Origin of the sequence: Rhodococcus sp. BP-316, from assembly GCF_019836105.1 — a bacterium.
Taxonomy (GTDB): Bacteria; Actinomycetota; Actinomycetes; order Mycobacteriales; family Mycobacteriaceae; genus Rhodococcoides.
This window is the reverse complement of sequence record NZ_JABUEE010000007.1, coordinates 254,393-273,198: the sequence shown is the minus strand read 5'-3', so window position 1 is coordinate 273,198 and position 18,806 is coordinate 254,393. Positions and strand designations below refer to the sequence as shown.

At 69.5% G+C, this 18,806-nt stretch carries 18 protein-coding genes and 1 riboswitch; of the genes, 12 read left to right on the top strand and 6 right to left on the bottom strand.

Annotated features, from left to right (window positions below; all coding sequences use genetic code 11):
- Window positions 1-10: 10 nt before the first annotated feature.
- A riboswitch (TPP riboswitch) is annotated at window positions 11-106 on the top strand.
- The 9 genes from HQ312_RS15550 to HQ312_RS15515 all read left to right on the top strand — a co-directional run bounded on the left by HQ312_RS15550 (window position 100) and on the right by HQ312_RS15515 (window position 8,766).
- Entirely contained in the window at window positions 100-852 is a 753-nt protein-coding gene (locus tag HQ312_RS15550; protein WP_222639159.1) for a TenA family protein, read from the top strand. Its footprint overlaps the riboswitch before it by 7 nt.
- The gene (locus HQ312_RS15545; protein ID WP_222639158.1) at window positions 849-1,883 is read left to right on the top strand and encodes an ABC transporter substrate-binding protein; all 1,035 of its coding nucleotides are present in this window, start codon (window positions 849-851) and stop codon (window positions 1,881-1,883) included. Before HQ312_RS15550 ends, HQ312_RS15545 begins: the two co-directional genes overlap by 4 nt.
- Window positions 1,861-2,655 (top strand): ABC transporter permease, encoded by a 795-nt coding sequence (locus HQ312_RS15540; RefSeq protein ID WP_222639157.1) that lies wholly within the window; start codon window positions 1,861-1,863, stop codon window positions 2,653-2,655. Before HQ312_RS15545 ends, HQ312_RS15540 begins: the two co-directional genes overlap by 23 nt.
- The gene (locus HQ312_RS15535; RefSeq protein WP_222639156.1) at window positions 2,652-3,398 is read left to right on the top strand and encodes an ABC transporter ATP-binding protein; all 747 of its coding nucleotides are present in this window, start codon (window positions 2,652-2,654) and stop codon (window positions 3,396-3,398) included. The genes HQ312_RS15540 and HQ312_RS15535 overlap by 4 nt, the downstream gene beginning before the upstream one ends.
- 9 nt (window positions 3,399-3,407) lie before the next feature.
- On the top strand, window positions 3,408-3,701 hold the full coding sequence (locus HQ312_RS15530) for a GNAT family N-acetyltransferase (protein WP_027504953.1): 294 nt from the start codon (window positions 3,408-3,410) through the stop codon (window positions 3,699-3,701).
- Window positions 3,702-3,748: 47 nt separating this feature from the next.
- The gene (locus HQ312_RS22005; protein ID WP_261782346.1) at window positions 3,749-5,122 is read left to right on the top strand and encodes a YbjN domain-containing protein; all 1,374 of its coding nucleotides are present in this window, start codon (window positions 3,749-3,751) and stop codon (window positions 5,120-5,122) included.
- A gap of 31 nt (window positions 5,123-5,153) precedes the next feature.
- A complete protein-coding gene (locus HQ312_RS15525) occupies window positions 5,154-6,299 on the top strand; it encodes an alkaline phosphatase family protein (protein ID WP_307091894.1) in 1,146 nt (381 codons plus the stop codon).
- 65 nt (window positions 6,300-6,364) lie between these two features.
- Window positions 6,365-7,546: an LLM class flavin-dependent oxidoreductase gene (locus tag HQ312_RS15520; RefSeq protein ID WP_285184645.1), complete on the top strand. Its 1,182-nt coding sequence runs from the start codon at window positions 6,365-6,367 to the stop codon at window positions 7,544-7,546.
- Entirely contained in the window at window positions 7,543-8,766 is a 1,224-nt protein-coding gene (locus HQ312_RS15515) for an SfnB family sulfur acquisition oxidoreductase (protein WP_222639154.1), read from the top strand. The genes HQ312_RS15520 and HQ312_RS15515 overlap by 4 nt, the downstream gene beginning before the upstream one ends.
- On the opposite strand, the gene HQ312_RS15510 is transcribed toward HQ312_RS15515, so the two are convergent.
- From HQ312_RS15510 to HQ312_RS15495, 5 genes are all read right to left on the bottom strand, one after another.
- A complete protein-coding gene (locus HQ312_RS15510) occupies window positions 8,763-9,737 on the bottom strand; it encodes an IS481 family transposase (protein WP_222639153.1) in 975 nt (324 codons plus the stop codon). The two genes, HQ312_RS15515 and HQ312_RS15510, sit on opposite strands and share 4 nt — an antisense overlap.
- A gap of 105 nt (window positions 9,738-9,842) precedes the next feature.
- Complete coding sequence (locus HQ312_RS15505; protein WP_222639220.1) at window positions 9,843-10,547, bottom strand: YqjF family protein; 705 nt, start codon at window positions 10,545-10,547, stop codon at window positions 9,843-9,845.
- 52 nt (window positions 10,548-10,599) lie between these two features.
- Window positions 10,600-10,725 carry a hypothetical protein gene (locus HQ312_RS22000; protein WP_261782345.1) on the bottom strand — a complete coding sequence of 42 codons (126 nt, stop codon included), beginning with the start codon at window positions 10,723-10,725 and terminating at the stop codon, window positions 10,600-10,602.
- Complete coding sequence (locus tag HQ312_RS15500) at window positions 10,722-12,110, bottom strand: OFA family MFS transporter (protein WP_051613185.1); 1,389 nt, start codon at window positions 12,108-12,110, stop codon at window positions 10,722-10,724. The genes HQ312_RS22000 and HQ312_RS15500 overlap by 4 nt, the downstream gene beginning before the upstream one ends.
- A gap of 106 nt (window positions 12,111-12,216) precedes the next feature.
- Window positions 12,217-13,317, bottom strand: coding sequence for a hypothetical protein (locus HQ312_RS15495; RefSeq protein WP_222639152.1), 1,101 nt, complete (start codon window positions 13,315-13,317; stop codon window positions 12,217-12,219).
- A 109-nt stretch (window positions 13,318-13,426) separates the two neighbouring features.
- On the opposite strand from HQ312_RS15495, the gene malQ reads away from it, so the two are divergent.
- A complete protein-coding gene (malQ, locus tag HQ312_RS15490; RefSeq protein WP_222639151.1) occupies window positions 13,427-15,526 on the top strand; it encodes a 4-alpha-glucanotransferase in 2,100 nt (699 codons plus the stop codon).
- Between the two features lie 42 nt (window positions 15,527-15,568).
- On the opposite strand, the gene HQ312_RS15485 is transcribed toward malQ, so the two are convergent.
- Window positions 15,569-16,750, bottom strand: a complete 1,182-nt coding sequence (locus HQ312_RS15485) for an FAD-dependent oxidoreductase (protein WP_308115447.1) — start codon at window positions 16,748-16,750, stop codon at window positions 15,569-15,571.
- Between the two features lie 189 nt (window positions 16,751-16,939).
- Here HQ312_RS15485 and HQ312_RS15480 point away from each other — a divergent pair, with 189 nt between their 5' ends.
- Together HQ312_RS15480 and HQ312_RS15475 are read left to right on the top strand one after the other, a co-directional pair.
- Window positions 16,940-17,947 carry an ATP-binding cassette domain-containing protein gene (locus tag HQ312_RS15480; protein WP_222639150.1) on the top strand — a complete coding sequence of 336 codons (1,008 nt, stop codon included), beginning with the start codon at window positions 16,940-16,942 and terminating at the stop codon, window positions 17,945-17,947.
- On the top strand, window positions 17,944-18,747 hold the full coding sequence (locus HQ312_RS15475) for an ABC transporter permease (protein ID WP_222630815.1): 804 nt from the start codon (window positions 17,944-17,946) through the stop codon (window positions 18,745-18,747). Before HQ312_RS15480 ends, HQ312_RS15475 begins: the two co-directional genes overlap by 4 nt.
- The last annotated feature ends 59 nt before the right edge of the window (window positions 18,748-18,806 follow it).

Below are 18,806 nucleotides of genomic sequence, written 5' to 3'. Positions count from 1 at the left end.
ATGGTCGGCGAGTTCTGACACGGGGTGCTTCGCGTCGCGAGGCTGAGACCACACCCGAGAACCTGATGCAGGTAATTCTGACGAAGGGATGTCACGGCCATGACGCCGTACGACAATGCGGTCGACGCTGCCTCCACCACGGATGCAGCCGACCTCACACGCTTCACCGACCTCCTCTGGGACCGCACGGCAGGCCTGCGGGCCCGGATCGGCGATCTCGAGTTCCTCACCCGACTCGGCGACGGCACCCTGCCGATCACGTCGTTCCGGACGTACATCGAGCAGGACGGCCTCTACCTCGAGGGATACGCGAAGGCCTTGGCCCTCCTGTCCTCGCGCGCAGTCGATCCGGAGGCCGGAGCGTTCTGGGCCACGTCGGCGGCGACGGCCGCGACGGTCGAGAAGTCGTTGCACACCAGCCTTCTCGCCGACGTCGCACTCGGCGGTCCGTCGGAGAAGCCGGTCGAGCACAGCCAGGCGTGCCTCGGGTACGTCTCGTTCCTCACGGCGACGGCGGCGACCGACACCTACGCCGTCGGCGCCGCGGCCGCGCTCCCCTGTTTCTGGATCTACGCCGAGGTCGGCCGCGGACTCGCGGCCTCGGCCCGCGCCGTGCTCGACGCTGATCCGCACCACCCGTACGCCCGGTGGGTGACGACGTACGACGCCGAGGACTTCCAGACCTCCGCCGCGCGCGCCCGCGAGCTCGTCGACGCGGCTGCCGAGGTGGCCGGCCCGGCCGAACGACAGCGGATGAGTGACGCGTTCGTCGTGGCGATGCGCTACGAACTGCTGTTCTGGGACACCGCCCTGAACACCGTGCCCTGGCCTGCTTCGGGGTCGGACGCATGAGGGCGCGGCACACGAGGGTCGGGCGCGTCGCGGCTCTGCTCACCGTGTCGCTCGTCGCCGCCGCGGGTCTCGCGGGCTGCGCCACGTCCGATGCCTCCGACGCGAACACGATCCGCTTCGCGCTCGACTGGACACCCAACACGAACCACACGGGCCTGTTCGTCGCCCAGCAGGAGGGCTACTTCGCGGACGCCGGGCTGAACGTCGAGATCCTGCCGTACAACTCGACGTCCCCCGACACGCTGATCGACTCCGGCAACGCCGAGTTCGGGATCAGCTTCCACAGCTCCGCCACCTACGCCCGCGCTGCCGGTGCGAAGGTGACCTCGGTGATGGCGCCGCTGCAGCACTGGGCCACCGGCATCGGCGTCCGCGCCGACCGGCAGGACATCCGGCGCCCCCGAGACCTGGACGGGCGGACCTACGCCGGGTTCGGCGATGCGGGCGAGGAGGCCACCCTCCGCAAGGTGATCGAGAACGACGGTGGCACCGGCGATTTCGAGACCGTGGTGCTCGGGACGTCCGCGTACGAGGCGGTCTACTCCGGTACCGCGGACTTCACCGTCTCCTACTTCGCGTGGGAGGGTCTCGAGGCCGAGCGGGCCGGAACCCCGATGACGTACTTCGACTACACCGACTTCGGCTTCCCCGACTCGTACGCGATCGTCGTCGACGGCGGTGACGAGTGGATGGCCGAGCACCCCGAACAGGCGCGACAGTTCGTGCAGGCCTTGCAGAAGGGTTACCAGAAGGCCGCCGACGATCCCGACGCGGGCGCGCGCGATCTGATCGACGCCAACCCGGGAGCATTTCCCGACGAGGACCTGGTCGTCGAGAGTCAGCGCATGCTGGCGAAGGACTACATGCTCGACGAGAACGGCCGCGTCGGGACGCAGACCCTGGAGCGATGGTCCGGGTACTCGAAGTTCCTGTTCGACGCCGGTGTCCTGGCCGGGCCCGACGGCGCACCGCTGACCACCGAGCCCGACTGGTCGACCTACTTCACCGATGAGTACCTCGATCAGGGCTGAGCGCGGCGGACGGGTGGGGCGGTACGCGCCGGCGCTGCTGCTCGCGGCGGGCCTCGTGGCGGCCTGGCAGGTGTACGTGGTCGTCAGCGGCATCTCGCCGCGTGTACTCCCCTCCCCCGCCCGCGTCGTCGATCAGGGCTGGACGAACCGTGCCGTCATCGCTGGTCACGCATCGACCACCGTTCAGGTCACTCTGCTCGGTTTCGCCGTCTCCCTGACGATCTCGTGGATCATCGCCACGGCCGTGGACTTCTCGCCGTGGCTGCGCCGCGCCGTCGTTCCCCTGCTCGTGGTGTCGCAGACACTGCCGGTCATCGCCGTCGCTCCCCTGATGATCATCTGGTTCGGATTCGGCATCCTCCCCAAGCTCCTGGTGATCGCGCTGGTGACGTTCTTCCCGATGACCCTCGGCCTGATCGAGGGATTCGCCTCCGCGGACAAGGAGTCCGACGCACTGCTGCGCAGCATGGGAGCGTCACGGCGACAACAGTTCCGGTACGTCCGGCTCCCGTCCGCGCTGCCGCGCTTCTTCACCGCGCTCCGCATCGGGATCACCTACGCAGTGGTCGGTGCCGTCTTCTCCGAGTACGTCGGCGCCACGTCGGGTCTGGGCATCTACATGGCGCAGCAGAAGAACGCGTTCCGCACCGATCTCGTCCTGGCCGCGGTCGTGGTCACGGCGGTGTGCAGCATCGCACTCTTCCTCCTCACGTTCGTGGCCGAGCGGCTTCTCGCGCCGTGGGCGCTCGCGGCGAAGGAGGAAACGCGATGACGGATCCTGTTCTGGAGCTGACCTCGGTGCGCAAGTCCTACCCGGGGACACCGGTACTGGACGGGATCGACCTCGCCGTCGAGGGAGGACAGTTCGTGTCGATCGTCGGCCCGAGCGGCTGCGGCAAGAGCACGCTGTTCACCCTCCTCGCCGGTCTCGACGACGCGGACAGCGGCACCGTGGTGACACCGCGCTGCGCGTACATGCCGCAGAAGGATCTGTTGTTCCCGTGGCGTTCGGTTCTCGCGAACACCGCACTCGGGCTGGAGGTGCAGGGGGTTCCGAGGGCGCAGGCGCGGAGCCGGGCCCGCGACCTGTTCCCGGTCTTCGGCCTCGACGGCTTCGAGAACGCACGCCCCTCGTCGCTGTCCGGCGGGATGCGGCAGCGGGCCGCACTGCTCCGGACCGTCGTGCAGGGACGCGACGTCCTGCTGCTGGACGAGCCGTTCGGCGCTCTCGACTCGCTGACCAGGACGGCCATGCAGGACTGGTTGCAGGAGGTGTGGCAGCGGTACCGCTGGACGGTCCTGATGATCACCCACGACATCCGGGAGGCGGTGCAGGTGTCGGACCGGGTCGTCGTGCTGTCGCCGCGGCCCGCGCGGGTGGTCGCCGACGTGAGCATCGATCTGCCGCGGCCGCGACGCGCCGAGACCGCCACCACGCGGGAGTTCGCGACCTACGAACGCGCACTGCTGGACGCCCTCGGAAGCACGGGCCCTCGTCCCGGCGCGGGCGAGTAGGTTCGGTCCATGGCAGACACAGACGACACCCGCGTGGAGCACCATCCCGATCGTCAGCGTTTCGAGATCCTCGTCGGTGAGGAGGTCGCCGGCTACGCCGAGTATCGGCAGACCGATCCGACGGTCCGGGACTTCGACCACACCGTGACGCTTCCCGAGTTCCGCGGCCGCGGACTCGCGGCCGTCCTGGTGCGTCACGCACTCGACGACACACGCGCCGCGGGGCTGAAGATCGTCCCGTCGTGCTCCTACGTGCACCACTTCGTCGAGACGCACGAGGAGTACGCCGATCTGACCGTGTGAGCCGGGACTCGCGACACCGTGTCGGTGGGCCGCGTTACGGTCGCCCCATGAACGACCTGAACAGTGTCGACCTCTCGCCCGAGGCCGCCTGGAGCCGGTTCCGCACCCTGCTCGCCGATCACCTCGACGGGATGCCGGCGGGACACTCTCTGGTGCTCGCGTGCCCGCACGCCGACTCCGATCCGGTTCCGCCGTGCCTGCAGTTCTACGGATGGGACGACAAGACGGTCCGGTGCGAGGTGCTGGCGGACGAGTACCTCGCCGAGCATCGCCGGTGGACGTCCGAGGGGCGCGCACTGCTGGAGCAGTTCGGGTTCGCGCCGCCGCCGTCGCTCCCGCACACCGCTCGCCGCGACGACGAGCCGGTGAACTGGTTCGTCGATCGCCCGCGGCGCTACGCCGACCAAATCGCCGACGCCGCTGTCCGCGTCCTGCACTCGGTGTGGGGTGTCCCGCATCCGTCGTTCCTCGAGCTGGACGGTGACCTGTGCGGCCCCGTGATCGAGGACCGGTTCGGCGCGTCGTCCACGGACCCCGAGGACGCGCCGCCGTCCGACCCTGTCCCGTTCGACCCGCTGCGGCCGGTCCGCACGTCCGGTCCCGAGGCCCGTCTCGAGATCATCGAGCAGACGCTCCTGCACATCCTCGGGTTCGTGCCGCACCCCGACGAGGACGGCGACTACCCGTTCCGTCTCGGGCCGGCCTGGCTCTACCTGTGCCCCACCCCGGAGGCACCGTTCGTACAGATCCTCGCGCCGCTCGCGGCCGGCGTCACCGACGAGGCGCGAGCACTGTCGGTCGTCAACGACGTCAATCGCCGGTGGCCGCACGTCAAAGTGCTGCTGGACGAGGATCGCATCGTCGCCACCATCGACGTCACGGTGGTGCCGTTCGTCCCGCAGCACGTGGCCGACATGCTGGCCGTCATGGAGAAGTTCGCCGGCGAGGCCGCCGAGCATCTCCGGGCCGGGCTCGGGGCGCGGCCCTACCTCGACGCGTTCGGTGAACCGACGCCCGAGTACGACGCGGGTGACGGGACGGACGAGCACGGCGGTCCGGCGATTCCCGAGGCACTGCGCGCGATCGCCGAGGCAGTGTGGGAGCGCGGCGCCGACATCGACGTCGAGGAGGTGCTGAACGCGTGCGGACACGATCGCACGCGCGTCGTCCGCTTCCTGGACGTGGCGCGCGAGTGCGAGCTCTCCGCCCTCGATCGCACGCTCGACGACACCGATCCGCGAGTCGCCGCGTCGGCCGGTCTCGATGCGCGGGTCTGGCGCACCACCTCCGCGCTCCTCACCTCCGCGCACCGGCGTCTGGCCGCCGACCGCGTCGACGGACCGACGCGGTCGTCCGGCTCCCAGCTCGACCTGTTCGGGACCGACCTCGCCGGCGGAACCGGTGACAGCCTCTTCGACTGACGAGAAGGGTGCTGCCGATAGCCTTCGATGTGTGGTGACCACTCCGCGCTACGGCGGCGACAGCCTGTCCGATCTTCTGCCGTCGGTGCTCGGCGCACTCGGCGTCCCCGGTGAGTCCGACACCGTCGGGCTGGGGTTGTCCGGGGTCCGGCGGGTCTGCGTACTGCTGGTCGACGGCCTCGGAGCTCGACAGTTGGCGGCGCACGCCTCGGCAGCGCCGACACTCTCCTCGCTCACCGAGCGGGTCGTCACCGCCACGTTCCCGTCCACCACCGCGACGTCGTTGGCGTCACTGGGCACCGGACGCACGCCCGGTGAGCACGGCATCGTCGGCTACCTCACCGCCGTGCCCGGCTTCGACCGTCCGATGAATCCGCTGCACTGGCGTCTGCACGGTCAGGGACCCCGCGTCGATCTGCTCGCCGAGCTCGTTCCTGAACAGTTCCAACCTCGCGACACCGTGTTCGAGCGCGCCGCGGCGGACGGGGTGTCCGTCACTCGCATCGCGCCGTCCTACCAGCGCGAGTCCGGGCTCACCCGCGCCGTGCTGCGCGGCGGGGACTTCTCCGCGTCGGTGTCCGCGGGCGACCTCGTCGCCGAGACCTCGCGCGCGCTGCGGCGCGGCCGGCGGTCCCTCGTCTACTCGTACTGGTCCGAACTCGACCTCACCGGCCACGTGCGCGGGCCGGACTCCGACGCGTGGCGCCACGAGCTGACTCAGGTCGACACCATCGTCGCCGGCATCCTCGGCGAGTTGCCCTCCGACGCAGCGCTGATCGTCACCGCCGATCACGGGATGGTGCAGATCGGCACCCGCGTGGACATCGACGCGACGCCCGCGCTCACCGCCGACGTCCGGATGATCTGCGGCGAACCCCGCGCGCGCCACGTCTTCGCCGACGCCGGCGCCGCTGCCACGGTGCTCGATGCCTGGCGGGAGACCCTGGGTCCGGACCACCTGGTGGTGGGCCGCGACGATGCGGTCTCCCGGGGCTGGTTCGGGCCGTCGGTGCGCCCCGACGTCGCGGCGTGCATCGGTGACGTCCTGGCTCTGGCTCTCGGCGACGGCGCCCTGATCCGCCGCGGGGCCGAACCGAACCAGTCGGCGCTGCCCGGCCATCACGGCTCCCTGACCGACGTCGAGATGACCGTTCCTCTCCTCGTGGCACGGGGCTGACACGCCAAGAATCGCCCTGATTCCAACGCTTCGCGGGGCGCCGCGACGGTCCTACGGTGGGACGAGTGACCCTCGACAACTCTTCTCTCGCCCTGCACTGGTTCCTTCCCACCTACGGCGACAGCAGGGCGATCGTCGGCGGCGGACACGGCACGCGAGTCGGCGCCGCAGGCGGAGATCGTCGCGCGAGCATCGGGTACCTGTCGTCCATCGGCCGCGCGGCCGAGGAGTTCGGCTTCACCGGTGCACTCACCCCGGCCGGCGCGTGGTGCGAGGACGCGTGGCTCACCACGGCGATGCTCGCCCGCGAGACCGAGAAGCTCGCATTCCTCATCGCCTTCCGACCGGGTCTGATCAGCCCGACCCTCGCGGCGCAGATGTCGGCGACGTTCAGCAACCATGCGCCCGGCCGACTCCTGCTCAACGTCGTCACCGGGGGCGAGGCTCACGAGCAGCGTCAGTACGGCGATCACCTGTCCAAGGACGAGCGGTACGCCCGCACGGACGAGTTCCTCACCATCGTCCGCGGCCTCTGGCGCGGCGAGTCGGTGACGCACCAGGGCACGCACATCCAGGTCGAGGACGCGTCGCTGCCGTTCCTCCCCGACCCCACGCCTCCGCTGTACTTCGGCGGCTCCTCTCCCGCTGCGGGCCCGGTGGCGGCGGACCACTCCGACGTCTATCTCACGTGGGGTGAGCCGACCACGGCCGTCGCGAAGAAGATCGAGTGGATCCGCGGACTCGCGGCCGAGCGCGGACGCACCGTGCGCTTCGGCATCCGCCTGCATGTGATCACCCGCGACACGTCCGAGGAGGCCTGGAAGCAGGCTGGCGCGCTCGTCGAGGCGCTCGGCGAGGACGCCGTCGCGACGGCGCAGTCCAACCTGGCGCGGAGCGAGTCGGTGGGCCAGCGCGCGATGCTCGCCCTGCACGAGGAGAGCCGCAGGACCGGGTCCTGGAAGGACCCGCGCGCACTCGAGATCTCCCCCAACCTGTGGGCTGGTGTCGGCCTGGTGCGCGGCGGAGCCGGAACGGCCCTCGTCGGGAGCCACACCGAGGTGGCCGATCGCATCGCGGAGTACGCGGCCGTCGGCATCGACGAGTTCGTTCTCTCCGGTTATCCACATCTCGAGGAGCTGTACTGGTTCGGCGAGGGTGTCATTCCCCAGCTGCGCAGCCGCGGACTGTTCTCCGGCGGCGCCGCGGCACGCGCCACCGGCCACACCCCGTTCCTCCCCGCCCGATGACCACCGAACCCGGCCCGAAGACCCTGCCGCCGGTGCTCGACGACGACGCTGCGCTGGCCGTCGCCGCCGCGCTCGGGGCGAAGATCGCCCCGTCCGCGATCGAACGTGACCGCGATCGACGGCTGCCCGGCCCGGAACTGGACCTGCTGTCCGCGTCGGGGCTGCTGGGCATCACCGTGCCCGCGGAGTTCGGCGGCAGGCCGGTCTCGGCGCGCACCCTCGCCTCGGTGTTCCTCTCGCTCGCTCGCGGGGACGCCAGCATCGCGCAGATACCGCAGAGCCACATGACCTTTCTCGACGCGCTGCGGCGACAGGGATCGACGGAGCAACAGCGACGCTTCTTCGCCGAGGCCCTCGCCGGTCGCCGCTTCGCCAACGCCCAGAGCGAGCGCGGCACACCCTCCATCGCGGTCGACCGGACCACGGTGACGTCCCGTCCGGACGGCACCTCGTCGCTGAACGGCACCAAGTACTACTCGACGGGCGCGCTCTTCGCACACTGGTTGGTGGTCCGCGGCGTGCAGGCGAGCCCCGGCGAGCAGGGTGATCAGAGCCGAAAGGTGCTGGCCTACATCCCGGCGGACGCACCCGGGGTGCTCGTCGAGGACGACTGGGACGGGCTCGGGCAGCGCACGACGGCCAGCGGCACCGTGACCCTGACGGACGTCGTGGTGCCCGCCGACTCCCTCGTGCCGTACTCCGCCCTGTTCGACGACGCGACCACCTACGGGGCGCGCGCTCAGCTGCTGCACGCCGCCATCGACGCCGGCATCGCCCGCGCCGCCGTCGACACCGCTCGCGAGGTCGTGGTCGTCGCTCGCCCTCCGGTGGACGCCGACGTGGCGACGGCCGACCGGGATCCGTTGCTGCTGCAGCAGTTCGGCGAGGTGGAGATCGGGGTGCGCGGGGCCGAGGCGCTCGTGCGCGAGGCCGGCGAGGCGATCGACGTGGCCGAGCGCGAGCTCACACCGGACAGCGCCGCGGCGGCCTCCATCGCGACAGCAGCGGCCAAGGTCGCCTCGGCGCGTGCGTCCCTCGACGCCACCACGGCACTGTTCGACGCGGGCGGAACTCGCAGTGCCGCAGCCTCTCTACGGCTGGACAGGCTGTGGCGCGACGCGAGGACCCACACGCTCCACGACCCTGTGCGATGGAAGACTCAGCACGTCGGCCGGTACGCGCTGACCGGGGCGCACCCGCCGCGCCATGGACTGATCTAGTTGTTCTTCGCGGGGAGGTTGTGGACGGTGAGTCGCTCGATGGGTGACTTGCCGTCGATGCCTGTGTGGGGTCGGTGGTGATTGTAGTGATGGACCCAGTCCTGGTAGGTCGCTGCGCGGGCTTCGTCGGAGAGGTAGGTGTGGGCGTAGGCCCATTCCTGGTTCAGGGTGCGGTTGAACCGTTCGACTTTGCCGTTGGTCTGCGGTCGGTAGGGGCGGGTGCGCTTGTGCACCACCGATCCGAGCGCTTCGGCGAACAGTGTTGACCGGTAACAGGATCCGTTGTCGGTGAGCACTCTGGCGATGGTGATGCCGTGGTCGGTGAAGTACGCGGCGGCGCGCCGGTAGAACCCGGCGGCGGTCTCCTTGCGTTCGTCACCGAGGATCTCGGAGTAGGCGAGCCGGGAGTGGTCGTCGACGGCGTGGTGGACGAACGCGTAGCCGCGGCCTTGTTTCTTGTTGTGCCGGTTGCCGATCGTGCGGCCGAGTGTGCGGTGCCCGCCGCCGTCGGGGATCCGGCCGAGTTTCTTGATGTCGATGTGGATCAGGTCGCCGGGGGCGGGGTGTTCGTAGCGGCGGGGTGCGGGGCGGCGCACCGCCAGGCCGGTGTTCTGGTCGAGGTGGCGCAGCAGCGGCATCCGGTAGCGGGCCAGGACCGCGGAGACGGTGCTGCGCGGCAGGTGCAGGTGGTAGGCGATCCGGTACGGTCCCCACCGGTTGGTGAAGCGCAGCGCCACGATTCGTCGTTCGGTGCGTCTCGGTGTGCGCGCGGGGCTGCGGCGGGGCCGGCTGGACCGGTCGATCATCGCCGGCGCCCCGCCGGCCCGGTACCGGTCGGCCCACTTCTTGGCGGTGGTCGGTGAGACCTGGAAGCGTTCGGCGGCCCGCCGGATGGACCAGTGGTCGTCGACGATCGAACTCGCGAGCTTCAATCGTCCCTTCGGGGTGAGGGAGGCGTTAGCGTGGGACACGAGGACCTCTCGGTTGTCGGTGCAGTTGTGGTAACCACACCGATACCGGAGGTCCTCACCTATCTGTTGTCGCCACGCCGTCCACAACGTCCCTGGCCATTACATCTAGTCGCGCACCGGTGTCGCGGCGTAGGGACGGCCGAACTGCGTCCGGACTCCGTCGGAGTACAGCACGGAGTCCGGCGGACGGGAGGCCAGGTCCCCCACGCCCGCCGCGGCCATGAGCTGGTCGTCGCAGCGCACCAGGGTCGCCGCGCGCAGCGGCCACCGGCGGTGGGTGTTGGGGACGAAGACGGGTCGGCCCGCGACGGACGTGTGCATCCCCCACCGAGCGGTGAGGAACACCGACAGCGGATCGTCGGACATGTCGGTGTCGCCGGGGGACACGGTGAAGTCGGTCGTCGCACCACGGTGCGGCGGTGCCAGTCGCCGAGAGCGGTAGCCGACGACCCGGTTCCGAGGATCACCGTCGTCGACGATGTCGATGTGCGACCAGCGATACGGCACCCCCGCCGCGTTCGTGGCCAGCACCACTGCGGCACGGGTGGCGTCGAGAGAACGGAACACGACCCCTCGGCGACCGTCACCGTCGCGGCTGTAGAGCCGCACGTTGATCTCGCCGAAGGTTCCGAGTCGCGGTACCGGTCGGCCGTACCCCAACCCGGCCCCCACCATCTCGAAGCCGATCAGTCCGACATAGGTGTACCCGTCCATCGTGTCGGCGACGATGCCGCGAGGCAGCAACGGCGCGACGACGTCCGGGGCGACACGCCAGTGCAGGAACACGAGGCGTTCCCACCGCTGGTCCATGATCACGGGGCGCGGCAGAACAGGCGGGCGAGGCCAGAGTTCGACGCTCCGGTCACGCACCGAAGAGGTTCTTGGCCTTGAGGATCAGCTCGTAGACACCCCAGGCGAAGGGAACCCCGACCCACAGCCAGGACACCACCACGACGGGCACACGCGCGCCCTGCCTCGTCTCGCTCATACCGTCGCCTCGTTCTTGTCGTTCGTACCCTCGTCGGTCGCAGTGCCCGGCGTCGTCGCCTCCGGGTCCGGCTCCGAGTACTTCGGATCCACGGGCTTGATCAGTTCGTTCGCGACGAAGCCGATGGACAGCAGGACGATCATCGTCACGAACGCGGGAACGTACCGTCCGGTGGTTCCCTCCTCGCCGAGGTCGGCGATCGCGTTGACGATCAGTGGTCCGAGCACGCCCGCGACCGACCAGGCCGTCAACAGTCGTCCGTGGATGGCACCGACCTGATAGGTGCCGAACAGGTCACGCAGGTAGGCGGGCGCCGTGGCGAAGCCTGCACCGTAGAACGACAGGATGACCATCGCGCTGACGAGGAACAGGACCTTGTTCGTGTTCGTGAAGAGCGAGATGTACAGATAGAGAAGCGCGCCCACACCGAGGTAGAGACGATAGATGTTCTTGCGACCCACCAGGTCGGACACCGACGACCACACGAACCGGCCGAGCATGTTCGTCAGCGAGAGGAACGCGACGAAGCCCGCGGCCGCTGCCACCACGGATTCCGGGGCGGTGGGGTCGGGAAAGAAGTCGGTGTAGATGCCCGCGGCGCGCTCGAGGATACCGATGCCGGCGGTGACGTTGAAGCACAACACGATCCACAGCAACCAGAACTGCGGGGTCTTGACGGCGTTCGCCGCGGACACGCGTGCGGTGTGCTGACCCGCCGGGGTCTGCGGTGGCGTCCACCCGGCCGGCTTCCAGTCGTCGGCGGGAACCCGGATCAGCACGACGCCGAGCGCCATGAAGACGGCGTAGCCGAGGCCGAGCGTGAGGAACGTCGTGGCGATCGAGGCATCGGTGTTGCCGCCGTACGCGGACAGGAGTTTGGTGGTCAGGGGCGAGGCCACCAGGGCGCCGCCGCCGAATCCCATGATCGCGATACCCGTCGCCATGCCCGGGCGATCGGGGAACCACTTGATCAGCGTGGAGACCGGGGAGATGTACCCGATGCCGAGGCCGATGCCGCCGACGAGTCCGTATCCGACGATCACCAACCAGAACTGGTCGAGGCTCATGCCGAGGGCGGAGATGAGCAGCCCGGAGCAGAAGAAGAGGAGCGACATCGTCATGGCCCACCGCGGACCGTGCGTCTCCACCTTCGTCCCGAGCACGGCTGCGGAGAGGCCGAGCATGACGATGGCCAGCTGGAACGGGATCGCGGTCATCGTCCCGCTCAGTCCCATGGCGGTGTCGGAGGAGATGGCGGCCTTGAACACGCTCCACGCGTAGGCCTGGCCGATCGCGAGATGAATCGCGAGGGCGGCCGGCGGAATGAGCCAGCGGCTCCATCCCGGTGGCGCGACGATACGGGCGCGTTCGAGTACTGCTGGCATGGAGGTCGTCCTTCCGGCGCGGGTCACGCGCTCAGAGGTCGACCGCGTACTACCGTGCTTTCACCGATCCGACTCGTTCCAAACAGGACGAAGGCACGGGCGCACGTCAGAGCGTGTCCCGCGAGATCTGATCGGACACCGAATGGGTGTTGTCGGCCGAGATCTCCCGCGTACCGGACCGGGAGATGAGATCGTCGATGCGCTGGTCGAGGCCCACGGTGCGCTGCACGGCGTCCAGGCTCCGGTGCTCGATCTCCGCCACCGCGATCTCGTCGACCACGCGTGACAACGCGGCGACCCGGTCGATCACCTGATCCCACACCGGGATGAGATCGGCTCGGCGCACGAGCACCTCGCGTCGACCCTCCTCGTCCACCGTGTCCCCCTGCGCCTCGAAGGCCGCGGTGAGTTCCGCGTCCAACTGGGCGAGTGCGACCACGTCCACCGCGATCTGCACCAGTTCGGTTCCCGGGTCGAGCTGCGCCCGGGCCACCGCGAACAGGTCCGAGCGCCAGATCCGCGAGGAGAGGATCCGGTCGTGGTACATCCCGGCGAGGAACAGCAGAATGTCGTAGCGATCGGCGAACCGATCCGCGTCCGTGCCCGCGAGGGTGCGGACGACGTCGGCGCCCCGCGCGTGCAGCGTGTCGAGGCGCTCCGCTGCGGCGCCGCCGAGTATCCCTCGGGCTCGCGAGAGTGGACCGGGTCCGACACCGAGCGGAGTCGGCGTGTGCCGCAACGCCTCGAAGAGGGCGGTGCGCTGGTCGACGTCGAGGTGGATGCCCTCGCGCCGCTCCCGGCGGATCGCGCGGACCCCCGACGCGTAGTGACCGGAACTCATCACGAACCGCGTGCGGTACGACCCCAGTCGACGTTCGAGCAGCACGTGCCGTTGCAGCAGAGCCAGGCGCGTGGGCCCGGTGCGCAGTACGGCCGTGCGACCGTCGATCCAGTGCAGCTCCTCCGTGATCAGCCGCAGGGTGCCGAATCCGCCCAGTGCGGGGAACTTCCGGCCGGCGCGCAGGCGCGCGAGCGCGATGCCGCGCGTCTCCTCGTCGAGACGACCCAGTGCGACGAGCAGCGCGGCGCGGTCGGACAGCGGCTCGTGAGCGCGTCCGGACCGGTCCGACTCGATGCGCGTCGACTCGGCGATGGTCCGCACGGTGTCCGCTCGACGGGCACGCATGTCCGCGGGGTCACTCGTCACCGTTCTCCACCTCCCCCACCGATTCTGCAGGTGCCACCAGTGTTCCAGATCGAGTCGGGACACGGTTCTCACGTCCGCGGCCACCCCCGCGCGGCACTACCATCGAAGCGTGACGAACATCGAACGACTACGCCACCTCGCCGGGCTCCACGGCGTCGCCACGTCGTACGAGGGGTGGGACAAGGCCCGCCGCGACGTCGGTGAATCCACCCTCCGCTCGGTCCTGACGGCGCTCGACGTGCCCGTCGACAGCGACGACGACATCGAGACCGCGATCGTCGATCACGACGAGGCACCCTGGCGGCGCACCGTGCCGGCGGTCGTCGTGGTCACGTCCGGCAAGGACCACCACGTTCCCGTCCACGTGCCGCACGGGACGTCCGTGACGGTCACCGTCGAGCTCGAGGACGGCGGCACGCGCGAGGCGGCTCAGCAGGACGTCTGGGTCGACCCCCGCGAGATCGACGGCGCCCTCGTCGGCCGAGCCACGTTCGCCGTCCCGGTCGATCTCCCGCTCGGATGGCACACGCTGCGCGCGGAGGGGGACGACGGTCTCGAGGCGTCGTGCACGCTGGTCGTCACGCCGGCCCGTCTGTCCACCGCCGAGGCACTGTCCGATCGTCAACGATGGGGCGTGCTGGCGCAGCTCTACTCCATCCGGTCCGCACAGTCGTGGGGCATCGGCGATCTGGCCGATCTGGCCGACATGGCGGCGATCCTGGGCGGCGAGCACGGAGCGGACTACGTCCTGGTCAATCCGTTGCACGCCGCGGCGCCGCGGCCACCGATCGAGGCCTCGCCCTATCTGCCGACCACCCGTCGATTCTTCAATCCGCTCTACATCCGCGTCGAGAACATCCGTGAGACAGCGATGCTGCCGCGCGACAGGTATGCCCGCATCCGCGACACCGCACGCCGACTGCACCGCGCCGACGGTCGCACGGACGATCTGGACAGGGACAAGTCTCTGCGCGCGAAACTCCGTGCGCTCGAAGCGATTTTCCTCGTTCCGCGGAGCGCGTCCCGCCAGGCCGCGTTCGACGAGTTCCGCGCCGCGGAGGGCGTGGGCCTGCACAACTTCGCCACGTGGTGCGCACTGACGGAGAAGCTGTCGCCGGACGACACGCGATGGCAGACGAAGGCCGCCGCCCCCGGCACGCCGTGGGTCCAGCGGCAGCAGGCGAAACTCGCGCATCGCATCGAGTTCCACAGCTGGCTCCAGTGGATCTGCGACGAGCAACTGGCCGAGGCCCAGGCCACCGCGCACCGGGCCGGAATGGCCATCGGTGTCGTGCACGATCTGGCTGTGGGAGTGCAGCTCTCGGGTGCCGACGCCTGGTCCCTGGGTTCCGCACTGGCCGAGGGCGTGACCGTCGGCGCTCCCCCGGACGACTTCAATCAGCAAGGGCAGCAGTGGAACCAGCCACCCTGGCGGCCCGACCGGCTGGCCGAACTCGGGTACGCACCGTATCGCGACATGCTGCGCACCGTGCTCAAGCACGCGGGCGGGCTGCGGGTCGACCACATCCTCGGACTGTTCCGGCTCTGGTGGATCCCCACCGATGCCGAGACTCCCGCGGGCGGCACCTATGTCACGTACGACCACGAGGCGCTCATCGGCATCCTCGCGCTCGAGGCGGAACTGGCCGGCGCCGTGGTCATCGGTGAGGACCTCGGCGTCTTCGAACCCGTCGTTCAGGACTACCTGGCCGAGCGGGGCGTGCTGGGCACGTCCATCCTGTGGTTCGAGCGGGACGACGACGGCCCCATCGCCCCGGAGAAGTACCGCGAGCTGTGCCTGACCTCGGTGACCACCCACGACCTGCCGCCCACCGCCGGGTACCTGGCGGGTGAGCACATCGATCTGCGATCGCGGCTCGGCCTCCTCGAGAGAGCCGTCGACGAGGAGCGTGCGCAGGACGAGAAACAGCGTGAGTCCGTGCTGGACCTCGCGCGCGAGCGTGGCCTGCTCGCGGACGGTGCGTCCACCGGGGAGACGGTCGCGGCGCTGTACCGGCTGATCCAGCGCAGCCCGTCCCTGCTGATCGGAGTGGCACTGGTGGACATGGTCGGCGAGCACCGCATCCAGAACCAGCCGGGAACCGACGAGACCCAGTATCGGAACTGGCGCGTTCCCCTCGCCGACGCCGCGGGCCGCGCGGTCTCGGTGGAGGACCTGCGGCGCGCGGACCCGTTGGTGCAGTACTGAGACGCCCTCACCCCGCCGACGCGGCGGGGTGAGGGGTGGTCGTCAGATCGCGCCGAGCAGGGACTCGTCGTCGCGCTTCTCGCCGCTCTTCAGCATCTCGCGCGCGGTGTCGAGTCCTTCCCACACGTTCCACATCAGCACACCGCGCAGCACGGAGTCGTCGTCGAGGTAGTACACGACACCCTCCTTGCCTGGCGTCTTCCAGTCCTCGACCGTCCTGAGGTCGGTGCTCATCGTGCCCACCGCCTGGTAACCGTTGTCGAACACGTCGGAGTAGAAGTACGGCGTGTACGTGTACGGCTCGGTGGAGCCGGCCATGATCTTGCCGACCGTCTTTCCCATGCTGTTGGCGTTGTCCACGTGCTCGATGCGACGACGGCCCAGGATCGCGTCGGGGTAGTTGGCGACGTCGCCCGCGGCGTAGACGTGCTCGTCCGCCGTGCGCAGGAACTCGTCGACCACGATGCCGTTGTCGACGTCGAGCCCCGACTGCTCCGCGAGGTCGGTGTTCGGCGTCACGCCGAGCCCGAAGACCACCGCGTCGGCATCGATCGTGGAGCCGTCGCTGAGGGTCAGCGACACCGCATTGCCCTGCTGCGCACCGGAGTCGACCTTGACACCCGTGCGGACCGTGACGCCGTGGTCCTCGAAGTCCTGCTGGAACACCGACGCGAGGTCCGCGGGGAACATGTGGCCGCCCACCACGTCGTCACTGCTGACCAGGGTGACGGTGACCTTGTTCTGCGCGAGCGCCGCGGCGATCTCGGTGCCGATGTAACCACCGCCCACCACGACGATGTGGGTGCCCTCCGTCGCCAGCGCCCGCAGGCGCCGGTAGTCCGCGAAGGTGCGGAAGTAGACGACCCGCTCGGACGGACGCAGGTCCAGCGTCGTCGGGGTCGCCCCGGTCGCCAGCAACAGCGATCCGTAGTGGTGGGTGTCCCCCTTGTCGGTGGTCACCGTGCGGGCGTCGCGATCGATCGACGTGACCGTCGTCGACAGCACCAGCGTCGCACCCGTCTCCTCGGTGCCCAACGGCACCTCGTCGGTGGTGAACTCCGCGTCGGTCCACAGCTTCTTGCTCAGCGCGGGGCGGGTGTAGGGACCGTCGACGTCGGAGCCGACGACGAGGATGGTGCCGTTCTCGTCGTGCTCGCGGATCCCCTTGGCGGCGTTGTCGGCCACCATTCCTCCACCGACGATGACGTAGTCGTACTCGGACACGTTGTACCCCTCTTCATGAGCCGTGCGCGCCGACCGAGTCGGGCCGCGCGTCACCTGCACAGGGAGTAGCCGATGCGGACTCCGCGGAAACCCGACCGTGTCGTACCTGCGTGCTGTGATGAGTTCCGACGCTCGGCCGAGTCACACCCGACGGGCGCATCGTCGTGTCACGTCCGGAAGGGAAGTCTCATGGCCTCACGCAGTTCGGGTGCCACCGCCATCAGCGCGGTCGGCCTCGTCAAACGGTACGGGGGCGTCGACGCACTCGACGGTCTCGATCTCGAGGTGCCCGAGGGCACGGTCATGGCACTGCTCGGGCCCAACGGAGCCGGGAAGACCACCACCATCCGCGTGCTCACCACACTGCTGCGGGCCGACGCCGGCACCGCACGGGTGGCGGGCCTCGACGTCGTCGCCGACGCGGCGGAACTCCGCTCGCGCATCGGCGTCTCGGGTCAGTACTCCGCGGTGGACGAGTACCTGACGGGCTTCGAGAACCTCGACATGGTCGGTCGGCTGTACCACCTCGGGAAGAAGCGCAGCCGTGATCGGGCACGTGAACTGCTCGAACGATTCGACCTCGTCGAGGCGGCCGACCGGCCGGTCAAGGGCTACTCGGGTGGGATGCGCCGACGCCTGGACCTGGCGGGCGCCCTCGTCGCCGATCCACCGGTCCTCTTCCTCGACGAGCCCACCACCGGGCTCGATCCTCGCGCCCGCCTCGAGCTGTGGTCGGTGATCGAGGAACTGGTGCAGGGCGGGACGACCCTGCTCCTCACCACCCAGTACCTCGAGGAAGCGGACCAGCTGGCCGACGAGATCGCGGTGATCGATCGTGGTCGCGTCATCGAGCGCGGCACCGCCGACGAACTGAAGTCGCGGGTGGGCGGGGCCAGGCTGGAGTTCGCCTTCGACACGGACGGCGATCTGACGACGGCGCAGAGCGTCATGGAGCGTTTCGCACCGGGTCAGGTCACCTCCGACGCCGCGTCCCGGCGGCTCACGGTCGGCGCGGACGACGGGACCACCACGTTCGTCGACGCGCTGGTCCTGCTCCGCGAGAACGGCGTCACCCCTGCCGACGCCTCGCTGGGCAAGCCCAGCCTCGACGACGTCTTCCTCACTCTCACCGGCCAGACGCCGACCCGGCCCGACGCGGCCGACCAGCAGCCCAGCGGACAGGAGACGGCCCGATGAACTCACCCGCCACGGCGCTGAGCGACGGCGCGACCATCGCCCGACGCAACCTCATCAAGATCAAGCGCGTCCCCGACCTCATCGTCTTCACGCTGCTGTCGCCGATCATGTTCGTCCTGGTCTTCGCGTACATCTTCGGGTCGGCCATCGAGATCCCCGGCATGTCCTACCGCGAGTTCCTCATCGCCGGCATCTTCGCGCAGACCGTCATCTTCGGGTCCACGTGGACCGGCCTCGGGCTCGCGGAGGACATGCAGAAGGGCATCATCGACCGCTTCCGCTCCCTGCCCATGGCTCCGTCCGCGGTGCTCGTCGGACGGACCAGCAGCGACATCGTCATCAACGTCATCAGCCTGGTCGTGATGTCCCTGACCGGTCTGCTGGTCGGCTGGCGCATCCGGTCGTCGTTCTGGGAGGCCGCGGCAGGATTCGGTCTGCTGCTGCTCTTCGCCTACGCACTGTCCTGGGTGATGGCGGTGATCGGGCTGTGGATCCGGACGCCCGAGGTGTTCAACAACGCCAGCTTCATCGTCATCTTCCCGCTGACGTTCATCGCCAACACGTTCGTGCAGAGTCAGGATCTGCCCGGGATCCTGCAACCCATCGCCGAGTGGAATCCTGTCTCCGCCATCACGCAGGCGAGCCGGGTGCTGTTCGGGAACACGAACCCGACGATGCCGCCTCCGGACGCGTGGCCACTCCAACACCCGGTGCTCGCGACGGTGGGATGGTCGATCCTCATCCTGATCGTCTTCGTACCGTTCGCCATCCATCGCTACACCAAGGCGGTGAGCCGCTGACGTGCTGAGCCGGGGCGGCCGCACCTCGCGTTCACAGCCTGATCACACGAAGTTCGTGT